Source organism: Gordonia aquimaris (assembly GCF_026262595.1).
GTDB classification, from domain to species: Bacteria; Actinomycetota; Actinomycetes; order Mycobacteriales; family Mycobacteriaceae; genus Gordonia; species Gordonia tangerina.
In genome coordinates this window covers 39,418-55,643 of sequence record NZ_JAPKFM010000003.1, presented here as the reverse complement: position 1 = coordinate 55,643, position 16,226 = coordinate 39,418, and the positions used below count along the sequence as shown (strand labels likewise).

Sequence of the window (16,226 nt, the reverse complement as noted above, 5' to 3'; positions counted from 1 at the left end):
GATTTGAATCTACGCGGCCGAATTTGTTAATGCAACTATTCGGTGCAGTACCGCTTCGCGGTCGTCAACTACGGTGTCGTCGTCCGACCAGAGTCGATGCCGCTACCGCAATGACCAGTGCAGCACCAGTGAAGACGTCGCTTACCCATCCTGCCGCGCCCGCCAGCGACAGGCCCGCGACGCTGATCGCGATGAAGAACACCGCAACAAAAGTCCCCAGTACGTTGAACCTTCCTGGCCAAATTGCCGTGGCCCCCAGAAAGACAGCAGATAGTGCCTGGAGGGTGAATGCCGTGCCGCCGGCCTGAGGGCTCGCAATTCCGTTCCGGGCCAACAATGCGATACCCGCGAGCGAGGCAAACAACGCCGACAACACAAATGCGGAAGCCACGTGCCGCTGGACACTGATGCCGACCAGATCGGCCGCTCGGCGGTTGGACCCGATCATGGTCAGTCGACGGCCAGGAGGGGTGAGCGCAAAGAAGTACGCAACCAAACCACCGGCAACCGAGGCGGCGATGGTCAATGCGGGAATGCCGATGATGGCCATGGTCCCAACGTCGGTCAAACTACGTGGGATTCCTTCGACAATGTTCACCCCACCGGTCCCCCAGGTGACCAGCCCGGTCAGCAACGTTGCCATGCCGAGGGTAGTGATGATTCCGTTCACTCCGACTCGGGTCACCAGTACCGCGTTGATGCCACCCACCACCAATCCCACCAGTAGACCCATCACGATCGCGACGGGCAGCGACCAGCCGCTCGCCGCGAAGGATGCCACGACGATGTGGGTGGTTGTCGCCACGGCGCCCACCGACAAATCGAACTCCCCGCACACGAGCGGGAACAACGAGGCAAGAGCGGCTAACACGAGTGCGGACTGATTGGCTGCGACGTTCTGCAGGTTGTCGATCGACAAGAAGGTCGCAGATGTCTGGGGCCATGTAGCGAAGAAGACGAAGACACCGAAGGTCAAGATGACCAGCGCGAAGCGTTCCAATATCGACTGAACGGTCTTGGTACGAGTTCTCGCAGGGCCGATGTCTTGGTCAGGGTCGGTCTGGGTTGCAATGGACACAGTGGTCTCCCTAGGTCAGGCATGAGATGCGACCGCAACGCTGCTGGCCGCGAGGCTCGTGAGGCGGTGTTCGGACAGCTCGTCCCGTGGCACTTCGGCGACGATCGACCCGGCCCGGAGTACAAGAACGCGGTCGCAGAGTTCGGCCAGCTCAGCAAAATCCGATGAAACGACGAGTGCGGTTGCGCCGTCAGCCACCGCAGAAGCGATCAACTGATGTATCTCGGCTCGCGCTCCGACATCGACGCCTTGAGAAGGTTCATCCAACAGAGCGACGCGCGGAGCGTTGCGCAACCAACGAGCCAAGATGACCTTCTGCTGATTTCCTCCCGATAGTGCACTCAACGGTTGCGCGCAACCATTCGACGCAACCAAGAAGCGCTCCGAGTCACGCCGCGCGTCGGCGCTCTCGAGGCTGAGACGCAGACGGAGCCCACGCCAATACTCGCGTATGCCGACGATCGACATGTTCGTCTGAATCGACTGGTCCATGAAAGCGGCGTCGGCGGCCCTGTTCTCCGGTACGTACGCAACGCCCGCTGCGATCGCGGATCCGATGGACCCCGCCTCGAGATACTGATCCCCGATTCTCACGCTGCCGGCATGTACCTGCGCTCCGAAAATACTGCGCAACAGGCGAGATCGCCCACTTCCAACCATTCCCGCGATCCCGACGGTCTCACCAGGCCAACAGGAGAAGGTCACGGCGCCTGTTGACGCCACCGGCAGGCTCTCGACATCGAGAAGTGGTGCGCGCGTTCGTGTCGACAACGTCGTGGCGGAGTTGCGCCGCTCGCGTTGAGGGACGGCTCCGCCCGCAATCAGCTCCACGATCCGGTCTTCAGTGATCTCGTCTGCGGTAAGTGTCGCGGCCTTTCGGCCATCTCGCAGAACAGTCGCCGAGTGTGCCACACCCACGACATCACCCAGGCGGTGACTCACCATCAAGATGGTGTGTCCGGCGGCGGCATAGCGTGACAACCTACCCAGTAACCGGCTTGCTTCGTCGTTTGGCAGACATGACGTTGGTTCATCGAGCACCAGAACCGATTTGGTGGCTCCGTCGAGTTCATCATCCTGGAGTGCCCGCGCGATCGCCACCAGCGTGCGCTCCACCTGCGACAGCTCCACAAGCGGTTGTTCGGGAGTGACGCCGATATCGAATCGTTTGATCAGTTTGGCAGCTCTGTTACGTAGGGCGCGCCAATCTATCCGTCCGTGCCGAATCGGGAACTCCTGGGCTGCGGTGAGGTTCTCCGCGACCGAGAGCTCGTCAAACAGACCTAGATCCTGGTGGACGAACCTCAATCCCACGCGCGCAGCCCAGCTCGGATTCACCCGTCGCGCATCGATTTCCATACCCTGCACCGTGAGTGCTCCTGCATCCGCGGTATGCACCCCGGCCAGAATCTTGATGAGTGTGGACTTGCCTGACCCGTTTCCACCCAGCAGGGCGTGAATTGACCCTGCCGCGATATCGATATCCACATCGCAGAGTGCCGGAATCGAATCGAACGTCTTTCGTAGTCCCCGGGCAGACAGTGCAAGTTCTTTCATCACCATGGCCCCTTCGATCACTTGCCCCAGGCAGTTCGATAAGCGCTCTCGTAGTCGACATTTGCCGCGACTATGTCACCGGAAGGCACATTCGAACTGTCGACGAGCGTCCACGTCAACCCTGAGTCCTGGGGTTGTTGATCAGCGAAAACACTGTTGAAGGTGTCGATGGCCGCCCATCCGGCCCACTGCCCTGGCATCGTCGTCGTCGACAACAATTTGCCCGATCGGATCAAGCCGATTTCCGAAGGCAGCCCCTCACCGCCGATTGCTTGCACTCCGGCTCGAGACGACGACAGGGCCGGGACGACGTACTGCGCGGTCGCCGAGCTGAACGGGCTCTTGATGTAGTTGGCCTCCGGATGCCGCGATAACGCGGTCTGGATCATCACGGTCAGCTTGCCAGAAGCAAAATCGGGCGTGGTAAACGGCACGGTCTCCACCACCTCACTGCCCTGCGACGCTTCGATGGTGTCGTTGAATCCCTCACTCATCGCCTTCACCACACCGACTTCGGGATCGAGCACCGAGATCACCTTGGCTTGATCATTGCTCTCAGCGATGACCTTCTGCGCGGACAGCACACCCGCCTGCCTCCAGAAATCGGCCCAGCCACCGTCGGCAGTGCTCACGTCCGCACTGAACGCCGAACCTCCCGGCGACGGCGACGCCGGATCGTCGCAGTCGACGCCATCGATCGGAACAATCGCCACCCCTTGCGCTTTGGCTTCCTGAAACGAACTGGCGGCATAGCTGCAATCGATGACGACCGGCATGATGCCGTCGTACCCTGCTGTCACGGCACGCCGAACCATCGCCGAAACCTGAGAGATGTCGTGATTGGCGTTGAAGACCGTCGTCTCCCAGCCAATGGCTTCGGCAGCCGCCTTGGTCGCCTCGACTGGCACCGAGCCCGACTCGTCCAACGACAGGGTGATGATCGCGATCCTCTTGTCGGGCACAGCGGGCCGCGAAGCGGTCGAGGGTCCTTCGCTGCTCCCATCCCGGGCGACGTCGACCGCAGACTGCGCGGCCGCAGCGGCCTGGACCTGCTGGCCATCCCCCGCTTCCTGCGCATCGTCGCCGCTGGACCCGATACTCGAACAACCTGATATCCCGACTGCAATTCCGACCGCGATGGCGGTCGAGGCCAGGCGACGGCCCCGTCCGAAAGGACGCATCTGAATCCTCCTACGTGCTACGTGCGGAGACCCACACGACTGCGAGCTATTAACGCATCTGCCAGTTGCATTTATATTCGGAGGGGCTACGCGCGTCAACCGGAAGCCCACAATTTTCTTGAACCACCACCCGCTCGCGGCTGCGCAGGCGAGTACCATCATGCTGCAAACGCAACTGATCGTCTACTTAGGAGTTCCAGATGCTGCACGCCGCCATCGTGGGCATGGGCTGGTGGGGACGTACCGTTCTCGACGCCATGTCCGACAGCGCTGAGGTGCGCACGGTCATGGCCGTCGACCCGGCGCCTGCTGCCCTACACTTCGCCCAAGAGCGAGGTCTGGCGACAACGACCGATTTTGCCACCGCGTTGAGCAGCCCGCATGTCGATGCTGTCGTGCTGTGCACACCTCATCAGCAGCATCACGAGCAAGTTATCGCTGCTGCGCAGGCCGGTAAACACGTTTTCTGCGAGAAGCCGTTCAGCATGGATCTCAACGGCGCCGAGTCGATGGTACGGGCGGCCGAGGCCGCCGGAGTCCACCTCGGTATCGGCCATGAGAAACGCTTCGAGCCTGGAGTGCAGTACTTGAACGACCGGTACCGGGTCGGCGACATCGGAACCGGACTCGTACTCGAGGCCAACTTCAGTCAGAACAAATTTCTTGCGCTACCGGCAGACAACTGGCGACTCTCCGTCGAGCACGCACCTGCTGGGCCACTGTCGGCAACCGGTATCCACTTGGTCGATCTCGCCGTCGCCCTCTTTGGCTGGCCGGACCGCGTCTGGGCCAGGCTTGCCACGATGGCGACACCGTTCGCGAATGGCGACACGCTGTCGATAACAATCGGCTTCCCATCCGGCGCCACTGCACTACTCACCGCAATACTCACGACACCGTTCATGGGTCGGCTATGTCTGTTGGGCTCCGAGGGACGGATCGAAGTTCTCGACCGGGCCCACCCTGAGGATCCGAAGGGCTGGAATGTGACACTCACCCGCCACGATGGCTCAGCCACGCAGTTGAGCTACCCTGCGATGTCGGCCGTGCGGGCGAACTTGGAGGCGTTTGCTCGCCACGCCACCTCAGGCGAGGCGTACCCGTTCACCACCGAGCAGATCCTGGCGACCGCGGCTACGACGGAGGCGATCATGACGTCCATCGCCACGGACAGTGTGTGTCGGGTAGCCCGAAGCGCGCACACTAGTTCACCACAGACCACAGGCGCCTGACAGGCTCTGACACGGCTCATCGGACCGCCAAAAATCGCACAAGCGAATAGGGTTCGGTGGTGTGGCCTGCGAGCCGAAACCTCATCCACCCACGACGAAAAGAGGGATTGTGACCGACGAGCCATCCGGAGGGCTTGCCACCGACGGCGAGCGAGATCTCAAGGCGGCACTGCGCCAGTTCAACGCGGACGCGGCGACCACCCGCAGTGGTGGTCGAACAGCACGGGTGGGCGAGGCGGTAATCGACGCAGCGCTGATCGAGCTCAGCGAGCGCGGCTACGCCAACATTCGCATCGATGACGTCGCGGCCCGGGCCGGCGTCAACAAGACCACGATCTACCGCCGGTGGGGCTCGAAGTCGCGTCTCATTGCCACCGCGCTTGTCGAACGCCACGCCGAGATGAATCCGATCCCCGACACCGGGGACGTGCACGCCGATGCTCTGACCCTGCTGAAAGAGATCTGGGAGTCGCTGCGGGCCCCCTGGGTCGCACCATTGATCGCCGAGGCGACCACACAACGCAGCATCGGCGCCACCGACGAAGTACGTACCGTACTGACCGAACTGCTCTCCTCGAGATACCGACACTCCAAGAGCATCTTTGAACGAGCAATTGCGCGAGGGGAGCTGCCGCAGTCCGCCAACCCCGAACTCTTACTCGAGGCCATGTGCGGGCCTGTCTATTACCGCGGCCTTGTCGTAGGACTGCCAGTCGATGACGCGTACCTCAAATCTGTTGTCCAGCTGGTACTTTCAGGATTTTCTTCGATGCTTCCGGGGCATTCCGTTCAGGAGACCTGAAACACCTGCTCGGGTTTAACGCAACTGCTGGTAGCGTTATCTGTGGTAGCCTGCGTGAAACCGCGACTATCGGAGGGTGTTCGTGAATCCAGCAGACAAGCGCATCGGCGTCGTCGGACTCGGCATAATGGGGTCCGCAATCTCGAAACACCTGCTGCGCCGGGGGTATCCGGTATCCGGATTCGACGTGGATAAACAACGTCTCGACGAATTCGCAAGTGCCGGTGGTGATTCTCGGACATGTGCGGCTGATGTCGCCGAGAATTCTGACATCGTCATCGCCTCGCTCCCATCTGCGGCGGCGCTGCGCGTGATCACCGATGAGCTGAAAGAGGCGAAGGCGCCTGGGCTCGTACTCGTCGAGACCAGCACACTGGATGCGGCGGACAAGATCGTGGCGCGTGACGAGTTGAGTGACGTCGGTGTCGTGGTGCTGGACTGCCCGCTCAGCGGAACAGGCGCGCAGGCACGCGACGGTGACCTTGTGGCATTCGTCAGTGGGGACGAGCAGGCTACCGACGACGTCGCGCCGGTGCTCGAGACATTCTGTCGCGAGACTGTCCGTCTGGGCGAATTCGGTGCCGGGACCACTACCAAGCTCATCGCGAATCTGCTTGTCGCTGTGCATACCTTCGCAGCTGCCGAAGCTCTGACACTCGCCGATCGGGCGGGACTACGACTGGAACAAATCATCTCCGCACTCGCCGGCAGCGCTGCCGATTCGAGGATGCTACAAGTTCGTGGACCCGTCATCGCGCGGCGCAGTTGGCAAGAGCCAAGCATGCGGTTAGAACTCTTCCTGAAGGATCTCGCCCTCATCACCAGCTTCGCCCAGAGTGTTGACGCGCAACTCCCGCTGTTCACCACGACGCAGGAGTACTTCAGGCAGGCTGCGGATGCAGGCCTGGGCAGCTACGACAGCGCCGCCGTCGCTGCACTTCTGCGCGACGAAAGCGGTGACTTGGACGCTGGTCGGAACCTTGATGACTGCAACTAGGTATTCCCACGACGCCCACTTTTATCGCTCAAGAATCCCAAGGCACGGGCGTCCAACACGACCAAACCGTGCACAGCTGCGAAGTCGCTAGCCTCATTAGCAGACGCCATTCGCGGCGAGTTGCCCGGAAACACAAGGTCGGCGTAGACCGCACCGAGTGCGTCACATGCTGCAGCTGTTAGCGTAAGTGCAACTGCAGGTAGGGCTCTCGCGCACAAGTCAGGTCTTACACGCATCGGCACGAGGTGTCCTGGTCGGTTCCACTCCCCAGGAGTCGTGCTAGGGTGAGCGACAATACGCGCGGTGCGCGCCCCATCTGCCGCGGAGATTCCGGTCGTCACACCCGTTGCTGCGTCCACGGCGACGCACTGCCCGTGTGTGGCAGCGCCGATGCGGCGACGGTCCGGTGTCGCCTCGGAGAGCTGCAGATAGTCTGCATATCACCAGATAGCGCACCTTGGACGAAACCTGACGAATGGCGGATGAGCGACGCCATCCGAGCCGTGTCGGAGGTCCCGGCGTCGGACATCAGTACTTGTTCGACTCCACCGTCCGCACCGAATACAAGCGAACCCTCGACCTCGCCAAGAGCCAGAACGGCACACTCGCCGTCGACCGACCTCAACTCCCGATCACCGATATCACCGGATCCGACTGCAAACAGGCTCTGGCCATCAAATCGCGCCTGGCAGGTTGCTACTGCCTGCGGGCACCCGCCCAGGGAACCTGCTCGTATGCCAACATCTGTGAACATTGTCCCAGCTTCCACACGACGCGACTCATCTCGGAGTCCTTGCTGCGCAACGCATTGATGCTCAACAGCTCGCCGAGGACGCCGAGTCGCGTGGCTGGGTCGACGAGGCGCGCCGCCACCAGCAACTCGTAACCCGCCTCGATACTCTCATCGCCAGCACCACCGAGACTGCATGAGCAGCAAAGCCCTAGCCGAGGTTGAACGAACCTGCGCCGAGCTCGCCGCCGCAGGCCAACCGATCACATTCACCGCAGTCGCTGCCCTCACCAAGATCGGTCGCGCGACCCTTTACCGCAACACCGAAATACGCGCCATCATCGATGAACACCGCACTCGACAGACCGACGCCCGCACACTCACCGGCCTCGCTACCGAAGTTGCGCACCTGCGAACGATCGTCGAGAGCCTCGCCGACACCGTCGCCCAGCACGACGAACAACTGCGTCGGCAACGCCGCAAACCGGATCGACAATGAACCATCCGGCCGATCGTTGCCGCAGGCTCGACCACTATTAGCCGGTCAATGCTGGGACAACGCCGGCGCCGAATCACTGTGGTCAACCGTCAAGCACGAATACTGAAAGCGACACGCGTTCACCACGTACACGAATCGCTCAGCAGGACTTGACAATTACACCTGGCTCACTCATCGACCAATCCCGGTCCGGCAAAGTAGGAGCTGAAACTCGACGCAGCGTCGGTGGCCGAGGTGGGCCGCTCGCGCAAACCGGGTGGTGGACGTAGCCGTGTGGCCTCAACCGCGCTCAGGCGTCGCTCGCGAGGTGCACCGAGGCCGCGGTGAGGTCACGCATGGCACTCTCGGCTCGCTCAAGCGCGGTACGCTCAGCTGTGACGGGGTCGCGGTCACGGATTGCGTTGAGCGTACAGCGGTGACTATTCCACCGGGCGCGAGCGAAGGTTCGGTCCGCGCGGAGTCGGGTTAGCGACCGCTCACGACGTTCGGCGCTGGACAGTGCCCGCGTCTGTTCAAACAGACGAACCAGCACCGGGTTGTGGGTGCTGGCCAGGATACCGCTGTTGAACTCCTGAATCCGGGCGTAGAGGTCCTCGGCATACCCGTCGATGGGTAGCCCCTCGTCCACCCGGGCTGTGTAGAGACGGCTTTGGTCCTCAGCCGATTCCAGCAGTCGCGCGAGGTGAGCGATGTCGTCGTCGGTGGCGTGCAAGGCTGCCAGTCGCGCCACCAGGCCACGCAGAGCGACCTCCACCTCCGCCAACTGCGCCTGGCTGGCTGGCGTCGGCGCAGCGACACAGATCGTGCGCGGGCCGAGACGTTCGAGGAGACCGTCGGCCTCCAGGCGTTTGATCGCCTCCCGTATAGGCGTCGAGCTAACCGCGAGCCGCTCGGCAAGGCCGCGCTCGGTCACGCGTTCCCCGGGTTTGAGGGAGCCGTCGACGACGGCGTCCCGAAGATGCTGGTAGGCACGTTCGGCCAGGGACGTCGACTCCAGCCCAAGAAGCTCTCGCTGCACCCGTTCCTCCTACGCTCCGATGTGCACAGACTAGTGGCAAAGTCAGGCATTTGTGTTTTGCTATTGCATATAGCAAGTTCGTAGCATAATCTGCACTCAGGCTCGGCTGTGTGATTGGCGTCATAACTTCTGCCGGGCAGTGATCGAATCACGAAAGGTGCTTTGTCCATGAGATCCATAACCGGACGCGTCGCGGCCCTTGGCCTGATCGGCGGTCTCCTGCTGACTGCGTGCAGCGGAGGCGACGGCGGTCAGGGCATTGTCCCCGATACGTCCAAACCGTCCGAGATAAGCGCGGACGCCATAACGAAGGCTCAAGCCGAGGGGGAAGTGATCGTATACACCAACTCCCCGGACGAATTGTGGGACGAATTGATCCCCAAGTTTGAGCAGGCCTACCCAGGAATCCGGATCTCGCCGGTCAGCCTCAACGGTCCCGAGCTGGTGCAGCGGCTGCTATCGGAGAAGAAGTCCGGCGCATCCACCGCGGACCTGGTGATCGACAGTTCGCCGAGCACCTTCTTCGGCCTCCAGGACGCGCTGTCGGATCGCTCGTCGGTCTTCGACGCTGCGCTGCCGGACTACGCAAAGCCGTGGCCGGGACTCTATGCGATCTCTGCTGAGCCCTCGATCATTGTTTACAACAGGGCAACCTTCCCCGGTGAGCCGCCGAAGTCGCTTGCCGATGTCGCCGCCATCGCCCCGGACAACCGCGGCAAACTCACCACCTACGACATCGACAGCGAGAACGGTTACGCGCAGATGTGGACGCTCACCAAGAACCGTGACGACGCATGGCCACTGTTCGACAAGCTGGCGCCGTCGACGAAATACGAGATGAACGGCGGGTCGATGACCCAGAAGCTGGCCCAGGGTGAGTACGTCGCCGGCTACTTCCAGTCGGGCCTGGTCCGTGGCCTGCTCAAGCCGAACGGACTCGACTCGGTGCTTGGCTGGTCCTATGAATCCGACGGTACGACAGTGGTTCCCCGCTACACCGCGGTGGTGAAGGGTGCCGCACATGCCAATGCCGCGGCGCTGCTCCAAGACTATCTACTCTCCGCGCCCGGCCAGACGGTCGCGTGTTCCAGCGGCCTGACCGCGGTGCGCGACGACGTCGCCGAACCCTGCGGAGACCTTTCGGTCAAGAGTGTGACCGACACCGTCGGACAGCAGAACATCCTGATGGTGCCGCTCGATGAAGCCATGCGCGCTGACAAGCCGGCCTTCAGCGCCCGCCTGGCCAAGGCGCGGGAACAATGACGCTGGCCCAGGTGCCGGCACTGACATGGCGTCGGGTCAGCACCTTCGGAACCGACCGGGCGATCCATTGGGGCATCTGGCTGCTGGTCCTGATCGTGATCTTCGGCCCGATAGTCCCGGTGGTGTACGCCGGTTTTGTCGACCGGCCGCTCTATGAGGACGGTGGTCGACTGACGCTATCGAATTTCGTTGCGCTGCTGAGTGATGCGTCGTTTTGGGCGGCGCTACGCAACACTGCACTGTTCGCGGTGATGGCCGCGGTGCCGGGTGTGCTGATCGGTGCAGGGCTGGCCATCCTTGTCGCTCGCACCGACCTGCCGTGGCGCCGGGTGTTCACCGTGGTGATGGTGGCGCCGCTGATCCTGCCCGGACTGGGAGTCACCCTCGGCTGGGTCACCATGTACGCCCCCAGCGGGTTCGTGTCGACCTGGTTCTCCGATCACATCGGCATGGTCCCGTGGAACCTCTACTCTCTGCCTGGCATGGCAGCGGTCTCGCTGGAGAAGACGGTTCCGCTGGTGTATCTGATGGTGCGGGCACGCCTGGCCTCGGTCGACACCAGTATCGAGAGTGCCGCGCTCACCACGGGTGCCTCACCAGTGCGGGTGCTGCGCACCATCACCCTGCCGATGATCAAGCCCAGCATCTGGACCGCCGCGATCCTCATAGCAATGGTCTCTTTCGAGACACTAAGCCTCCCGCTGGTACTGGGTGGGCCCGCCGACATCGACACTCTCTCGACCTACCTCTACCGCACCTGGACCACAGATCCCTCGCGGCAGGGTACCGTGTCGGCCGCGGCCTCTGCGCTACTTCTCCTAGTGACGTTGATGTTGCTGCTGCGCAACCACGTCGAGGGTCACGCGGGACGTTACATGACCGCCGCGGGAAAACCATCTGCAGCACGTCAACTCGGCCTGGGCTGGCTCCGGTGGCCGTTCACCGCCCTCATCTCACTGTATCTGACCGTTGCTCTGGCGCTTCCCGTGATCGGATTGGCGATGACCTCGGTCACCTATGTGTTCACTCCGGCGGTGACGCCCTGGAGTGTGCTGACCACCCAGCATTTCGAGACCGTCTTCACCAACAGCGCGCTGTTGCGTTCGATCACCAACAGTCTGCTGATCGGCGTGGTCGGAGCCGTCATCGCGACGGTGTTTCTGGCGGCCGCCGCGTTGGTGGCGCACCGTTCGCGGTTCCGCTTGCGGTCAACGGTACCGCCGATGCTGCTCTATCCCCGGGCTCTGCCCGGAATCGTGCTCGGCGTCGGCGTCTTTTGGACATTCGTGCTCGTCACCCCACTAGAACCGCTACGAACCACGGTGTGGGGCATCATGATCGCCTTCATCATCCGCAACACCGCCATCGGCTATGCCGCAATACAATCCAGCGTGCTGGGGATCAGCAACGAGCTCGACGCAGCGGCCCGCACCTGCGGGGCGAGCTGGTTCAGGGCATGTCGCGACGTGGTGGTCCCACTGCTGCGGCCAGCGCTGCTGGGCTGTCTGGTGCTGATGTTCGTCTCCATTCTCAACGATTACGACCCCGCCGTGTTCCTCGTGACCACCGGTAACGAGGTGCTGGGCGTGACCATGCTCAAACAGTGGGTGGCCGGCTTCGTCGGACCGGTTGCAGCACTGGGCATTATCCAAATCGCCATCACCGCGGTGGCGCTAATGATCGGCCGTGTTGCCTGGGGAGTGAAACCGAATGCCTGAAATCAAAGTATCCACACTGGGCCTGGACTATGCTGGCAAGACCGCGATCGACGACGTCGAATTCACTGCGCGCGATGGCGAGTTCCTCACTCTGCTCGGTCCGAGCGGGTGCGGCAAGACCACCACCCTGATGTCGATCGCCGGACTGGCCGAGCCGACGAGAGGCTCGATCACCTGCGGCGACGAGGTGCTCTTCGACAGTGCGCGATCGATCAACCGGCCGCCGGAACGGCGTAATTGCGGCGTGGTGTTCCAGTCGTACGCGATCTGGCCGCACAAATCAGTCGCCGCGAACGTCGCCTACCCGCTGCGGCTACGCAAAGTGCCGAAGAAAGAGATCCGCACCCGGGTGCATGAGGCTCTGTCGATGGTCGGCCTCGACGGGCTTGCCGAACGGTACCCTTACCAACTGTCTGGTGGCCAGCAACAGCGCGTTGCGCTGGCGCGGGCTGTCACGTACTCGCCGGGTGTCCTGCTGCTCGACGAGCCCCTGTCGAACCTGGACGCCAAACTCCGTGAGCAAGCCCGCAATTGGCTCAAGGAGTTTCAGTCGGCGGTCGGCCTGACCACGATCTTCGTCACTCACGACCAGGATGAGGCCCTCGCACTCAGCGACCGCATCATCGTGATGAACGAGGGACGGATTGAGCAGGTGGGTGCGCCCGAGGAAATCTACCGCAAGCCCTACTCGCCTTTCGTCGCATCCTTCCTCGGGTCGGCGAACTTGCTGCGCGGCGACATCGTTGGTCGACGCGGCGAACTCACTGAGGTGCAGCTGAGCGGATCATCCGGCCCAACACTGGACGTGCTCGACGACACCCCGCACAAGTCGGTGCTGGTGATGGCCCGCCCGGAGGACATCGACATGGCCACTGATGGCCAGGACACCGTGGCATTCCCGATACCCGGCCGGATCACGTCCCGGATGTTTGTGGGCGCGGCGTTCCGCTACGTAGTTCGATGCGGTCGCCACGACATCGCGGTCGTCTCGCGGCAGCGGTTGGAACCTGGTCCGGTCCGACTGCGCGTCGATCCCCAGAGGTGCCGATTGTTCCCCGGCGACGCCGACATTGCGGCCGATCTCGACGCATCACCGAGCATCGCGACCCGGGAGGTCACCCATGCTTGAGGACACCCAGAACGGACTCTCGGCGCGCCTCGGACGGTCGGTGCAGGTCTATGACCTGTCCCAGCCGCTGGAAAACGGGATGCCGTGTTCACCGAGCCATCCAGGGTTCCATATGGCCCTGATGCGTCGCCACGGCGACCTGATGCGTGGGGCCGGATCGGGCTCCAACGAGATCATCACCCTCGGCGGTCACGTCGGCACGCACGTCGACGCGCTCGCCCACGTCGCGGCCGAAGGAGTGCTGTACGGCGGCATCGATGCCGTCGCCAACAGCGTCGGCGGACGCCACCGTGAACTCGGTGCGGAGACGATCGCGCCGATGCTGTGCCGCGGTGTGCTTCTGGACATCCCCCGTGCTCTGGGCGTTTCGCGCCTGGAGGCCGGGTACGGCGTCACCGCCTCAGACCTGGAGGCCGCGCTCGGCGACGGACACGTCGCCGCCGGCGACGTGGTCCTGGTCCGGACCGGCTGGCCGCAGGTCTACACCGACGCCCAGACCTACATTGGGCATCCCGGTGGCGCACCGGGGGTCACCGGCGCCGGCGCCCAGTGGCTGGTCGATCACGGGGTGCGCGCCGCGGGCACCGACACGATCGCCTTCGACCAGATCTCACCTGGCGCCGGTCACTCGCAGATGCCCGCACACCACATCCTGCTGGTCAAGCACGGCGTTCACATCATCGAGGTGCTCAACCTCGAGGAACTGTCCACCCACCCCGTCCGGGAGTTCACGTTCGTGATGATCCCGCTCCGTCTCGTCGGAGCCACCGGCTCCCCCGTCCGTCCACTCGCCGTCGTCGAATCACCAACCCCGGAGGCCCGACTATGAGTACACCCACAGTCCACGAGTTCGATACCGACGCCGTCGGACCAATGCACGGATGCCGTGTGCTCGACCTGAGCCGGCTGGTCTCCGGCGGCCACTGCGGAATGGTGCTGGCCGATCTCGGTGCCGACCTGATCAAGATCGAGCGACCCGACGGCGGTGACGAATTGCGCCGCGGCCAGATCGCCGGGGTTGCCGCGTTCTGGACCGTGTACAACCGCAACAAGCGATCAGTCAGCCTGAATCTAAAATCCCCGCAGGGCCGCGAGATCCTGCTCGAACTGGTGAAGACGGCCGACGCAGTGGTAGAGAATTTCCGGCCGGGAACCCTAGAGAAGTTAGGGATCGGCCCCGATGTGCTCCTGGGCGCCAACCCGTCGCTGGTGGTCACTCGGATCTCGGGCTGGGGCCAGACCGGCCCCTACTCCCAACTGCCGGGGTTCGGGACGCTTGCCGAGGCTGTGTCGGGGTTTATGTATCGCAACGGCACCGCCGACACCCCGCCGGTGACGCCGCCGACGGCGCTGGCGGACATGGTCGCCGGCCTGTACGCGGCAACCGCGACCATCGCCGCCGTCCTGCACGCCCGCGGGGGCGGGGCGGGACAGACGATCGATGTGTCGCTATTCGAGCCGCTCGCCTCGATCATGGGCCCGGACGCACTACTCGATCAGCTCGGGCACCTGCCCCGACGTGGCGAAGGTACCCGCGCGTCGTCGGTGAAGGGGGTGTTCCTCACCGCCGACGACAAGTGGGTAGCGCTCTCCGCGGCGGCCGAGAGCATCGTGAGAAACCTCTTCGTCGCGATCGGCGCACCGGAGATCCTCAATGACCCGCGTTTCGCCAGCTATGAATCGCGGCTCAACCGGCGGGCCGAGATCAACGAGGTGATCGGGGCGTGGATAGCGCACCGGTCCGCCGACAACGTGCTGAGCACCCTGCGCGGTCAAGGGGTGACGGTCGCGCCGGTGCTGTCCACCGCCGACGCCCGCAAAGACCCCCATTTCATGGCCCGCGAAGTCTACGTCGACGTGCCTGGACGCGACGGTGAACCTGCAACGATCGCGATGCACAACGTAGTGCCCCGAATGTCGGAGACACCGTCAGGCCTGCGTTTACCCGCGCCGCGACTCGGCGAGCACAACAACGAGGTGCTCACCGAACTTGGCATCTCCGGCGAGGAGCGGCACCACCTCGAACGCACCGGGGTGGTCGGCGCTGCGGTCATGGACGGTGCCGATGCGTGAGCACCGCGACAACGAGTGGCGATCGCTGCTATACGTGCCAGCGAACCGCGACCGATATCTGCGCAGCGCCGCGTCGTCGGCAGCCGACGCCGTGATCCTCGACCTCGAGGACGCAGTGCCAGCCGGCCTCAAGGCCCAGGCCCGATCCACCCTGGCCGAGGCTGTGGCGACACTGCGAAACGGCACCGCCACTGTCATGGTGCGGGTGAACCGCTCGTGGACGCTGATGATCGACGACCTTGCCGCCGCGGTGGCCGCAGGTGTGGACGCGGTGGTCGTCCCCAAGAGCGACGACCCGTCCGTAATCCGCACCGTCGATGAGGCACTCACCGATATGGAGGCCGGCACGGCGCCTGTCGCGGTCATTCCGCTGATCGAGTCGGTACGCGGCGTGCGCAGAGTCGACGCGATCGTCGCGGCCGCCGACCGCGTAATCGCGGCGAGTACCGGCATCGGCGACCTATGCATGGACCTGGGGGCAGCACCCGACAGCCCCGCCGTCGTTCAGGCGTTCAACGAGGTCATCGGTGCCACCCGGGCCAGCGGTCGGACGCCACTGGGCCTTGCCGGACTGATCGTCTCCTTCCAGGACCAGGAGGCGTTCCGGGATCTGGCGCTGCTCTCGAAGGCGATAGGCAGCCGCGGCGGCTCGTGCATCCACCCGAGCCAGGTGGACGTGCTCAACGACGTCTTCAGCCCCACGCCCGCGGAACTCAAGCACGCACAACGCCTGGTCGATGGATACGAACAGGCCGCCGCCGACGGCCACGGTACGGCGGTACTCGACGACGGAACCTTCGTCGACAACGCGAACTACCAACATGCGCGCCGGTTATTAAGACGCCGAGCATGACCCCTCTTCTGTCCTGTCTCGATTGCAATCGACGCACCCACAGCGCTGACCCGCAATGGCGTCAGGTAATTTGAAAAGGGACGTACAGGGTGCCGT

General features: G+C 63.4%; 16 protein-coding genes. 11 read left to right on the top strand and 5 right to left on the bottom strand.

Annotated features, from left to right (window positions below):
• Positions 1–64: 64 nt before the first annotated feature.
• Genes OSB52_RS03890 through OSB52_RS03880 form a run of 3 tightly spaced genes read right to left on the bottom strand, consistent with a single transcriptional unit; the run spans position 65 to position 3,561 of the window.
• A complete protein-coding gene (locus OSB52_RS03890) occupies positions 65–1,078 on the bottom strand; it encodes an ABC transporter permease (RefSeq protein ID WP_266060277.1) in 1,014 nt (337 codons plus the stop codon).
• A 15-nt stretch (positions 1,079–1,093) separates the two neighbouring features.
• Positions 1,094–2,635: a sugar ABC transporter ATP-binding protein gene (locus OSB52_RS03885; RefSeq protein ID WP_277614896.1), complete on the bottom strand. Its 1,542-nt coding sequence runs from the start codon at positions 2,633–2,635 to the stop codon at positions 1,094–1,096.
• A gap of 17 nt (positions 2,636–2,652) precedes the next feature.
• Positions 2,653–3,561: a sugar ABC transporter substrate-binding protein gene (locus tag OSB52_RS03880; protein WP_266060275.1), complete on the bottom strand. Its 909-nt coding sequence runs from the start codon at positions 3,559–3,561 to the stop codon at positions 2,653–2,655.
• 455 nt (positions 3,562–4,016) lie between these two features.
• On the opposite strand from OSB52_RS03880, the gene OSB52_RS03875 reads away from it, so the two are divergent.
• From OSB52_RS03875 to OSB52_RS24940, 3 genes are all read left to right on the top strand, one after another.
• A complete protein-coding gene (locus OSB52_RS03875; protein WP_266060274.1) occupies positions 4,017–5,048 on the top strand; it encodes a Gfo/Idh/MocA family protein in 1,032 nt (343 codons plus the stop codon).
• A gap of 109 nt (positions 5,049–5,157) precedes the next feature.
• Complete coding sequence (locus OSB52_RS03870) at positions 5,158–5,850, top strand: TetR/AcrR family transcriptional regulator (RefSeq protein ID WP_266060273.1); 693 nt, start codon at positions 5,158–5,160, stop codon at positions 5,848–5,850.
• A 76-nt stretch (positions 5,851–5,926) separates the two neighbouring features.
• On the top strand, positions 5,927–6,847 hold the full coding sequence (locus tag OSB52_RS24940; protein ID WP_308203651.1) for an NAD(P)-dependent oxidoreductase: 921 nt from the start codon (positions 5,927–5,929) through the stop codon (positions 6,845–6,847).
• On the opposite strand, the gene OSB52_RS25140 is transcribed toward OSB52_RS24940, so the two are convergent.
• Positions 6,844–7,239: a 3,4-dihydroxy-2-butanone-4-phosphate synthase gene (locus tag OSB52_RS25140; protein WP_372512329.1), complete on the bottom strand. Its 396-nt coding sequence runs from the start codon at positions 7,237–7,239 to the stop codon at positions 6,844–6,846. The two genes, OSB52_RS24940 and OSB52_RS25140, sit on opposite strands and share 4 nt — an antisense overlap.
• 83 nt (positions 7,240–7,322) lie before the next feature.
• Between OSB52_RS25140 and OSB52_RS03860 the strand changes: the two genes are divergently transcribed.
• Together OSB52_RS03860 and OSB52_RS03855 are read left to right on the top strand one after the other, a co-directional pair.
• The gene (locus OSB52_RS03860; protein ID WP_266060270.1) at positions 7,323–7,733 is read left to right on the top strand and encodes a hypothetical protein; all 411 of its coding nucleotides are present in this window, start codon (positions 7,323–7,325) and stop codon (positions 7,731–7,733) included.
• A gap of 40 nt (positions 7,734–7,773) precedes the next feature.
• Positions 7,774–8,076: a DUF6262 family protein gene (locus tag OSB52_RS03855; RefSeq protein WP_266060269.1), complete on the top strand. Its 303-nt coding sequence runs from the start codon at positions 7,774–7,776 to the stop codon at positions 8,074–8,076.
• Positions 8,077–8,365: 289 nt separating this feature from the next.
• Here the strand turns inward: OSB52_RS03855 and OSB52_RS03850 are convergent, their stop codons facing one another.
• Positions 8,366–9,094 (bottom strand): GntR family transcriptional regulator, encoded by a 729-nt coding sequence (locus OSB52_RS03850; RefSeq protein ID WP_266060268.1) that lies wholly within the window; start codon positions 9,092–9,094, stop codon positions 8,366–8,368.
• 168 nt (positions 9,095–9,262) lie between these two features.
• On the opposite strand from OSB52_RS03850, the gene OSB52_RS03845 reads away from it, so the two are divergent.
• The 6 genes from OSB52_RS03845 to OSB52_RS03820 are packed head-to-tail and all read left to right on the top strand — an operon-like array spanning position 9,263 to position 16,130.
• On the top strand, positions 9,263–10,357 hold the full coding sequence (locus tag OSB52_RS03845; RefSeq protein ID WP_266060266.1) for an ABC transporter substrate-binding protein: 1,095 nt from the start codon (positions 9,263–9,265) through the stop codon (positions 10,355–10,357).
• Positions 10,354–12,075: an ABC transporter permease gene (locus OSB52_RS03840; RefSeq protein ID WP_266060265.1), complete on the top strand. Its 1,722-nt coding sequence runs from the start codon at positions 10,354–10,356 to the stop codon at positions 12,073–12,075. Before OSB52_RS03845 ends, OSB52_RS03840 begins: the two co-directional genes overlap by 4 nt.
• Entirely contained in the window at positions 12,068–13,204 is a 1,137-nt protein-coding gene (locus OSB52_RS03835; protein WP_266060263.1) for an ABC transporter ATP-binding protein, read from the top strand. Before OSB52_RS03840 ends, OSB52_RS03835 begins: the two co-directional genes overlap by 8 nt.
• Positions 13,197–14,033: a cyclase family protein gene (locus OSB52_RS03830; RefSeq protein WP_266060261.1), complete on the top strand. Its 837-nt coding sequence runs from the start codon at positions 13,197–13,199 to the stop codon at positions 14,031–14,033. Before OSB52_RS03835 ends, OSB52_RS03830 begins: the two co-directional genes overlap by 8 nt.
• Positions 14,030–15,277: a CaiB/BaiF CoA transferase family protein gene (locus OSB52_RS03825; protein WP_266060260.1), complete on the top strand. Its 1,248-nt coding sequence runs from the start codon at positions 14,030–14,032 to the stop codon at positions 15,275–15,277. The genes OSB52_RS03830 and OSB52_RS03825 overlap by 4 nt, the downstream gene beginning before the upstream one ends.
• Positions 15,270–16,130, top strand: coding sequence for an HpcH/HpaI aldolase/citrate lyase family protein (locus tag OSB52_RS03820; protein ID WP_266060259.1), 861 nt, complete (start codon positions 15,270–15,272; stop codon positions 16,128–16,130). Before OSB52_RS03825 ends, OSB52_RS03820 begins: the two co-directional genes overlap by 8 nt.
• The last annotated feature ends 96 nt before the right edge of the window (positions 16,131–16,226 follow it).

Bases quoted from the DNA above. Each gene is read 5' to 3' on its own strand.
- OSB52_RS03855 (WP_266060269.1), top strand. From the start codon at position 7,774: ATGAGCAGCAAAGCCCTAGCCGAGGTTGAACGAACCTGCGCCGAGCTC.
- OSB52_RS03835 (WP_266060263.1), top strand. From the start codon at position 12,068: ATGCCTGAAATCAAAGTATCCACACTGGGCCTGGACTATGCTGGCAAG.
- OSB52_RS03820 (WP_266060259.1), top strand. From the start codon at position 15,270: ATGCGTGAGCACCGCGACAACGAGTGGCGATCGCTGCTATACGTGCCA.
- OSB52_RS03825 (WP_266060260.1), top strand. From the start codon at position 14,030: ATGAGTACACCCACAGTCCACGAGTTCGATACCGACGCCGTCGGACCA.
- OSB52_RS03885 (WP_277614896.1), bottom strand. From the start codon at position 2,635: ATGAAAGAACTTGCACTGTCTGCCCGGGGACTACGAAAGACGTTCGAT.
- OSB52_RS03875 (WP_266060274.1), top strand. From the start codon at position 4,017: ATGCTGCACGCCGCCATCGTGGGCATGGGCTGGTGGGGACGTACCGTT.
- OSB52_RS03845 (WP_266060266.1), top strand. From the start codon at position 9,263: ATGAGATCCATAACCGGACGCGTCGCGGCCCTTGGCCTGATCGGCGGT.
- OSB52_RS03830 (WP_266060261.1), top strand. From the start codon at position 13,197: ATGCTTGAGGACACCCAGAACGGACTCTCGGCGCGCCTCGGACGGTCG.
- OSB52_RS03840 (WP_266060265.1), top strand. From the start codon at position 10,354: ATGACGCTGGCCCAGGTGCCGGCACTGACATGGCGTCGGGTCAGCACC.
- OSB52_RS03860 (WP_266060270.1), top strand. From the start codon at position 7,323: ATGGCGGATGAGCGACGCCATCCGAGCCGTGTCGGAGGTCCCGGCGTC.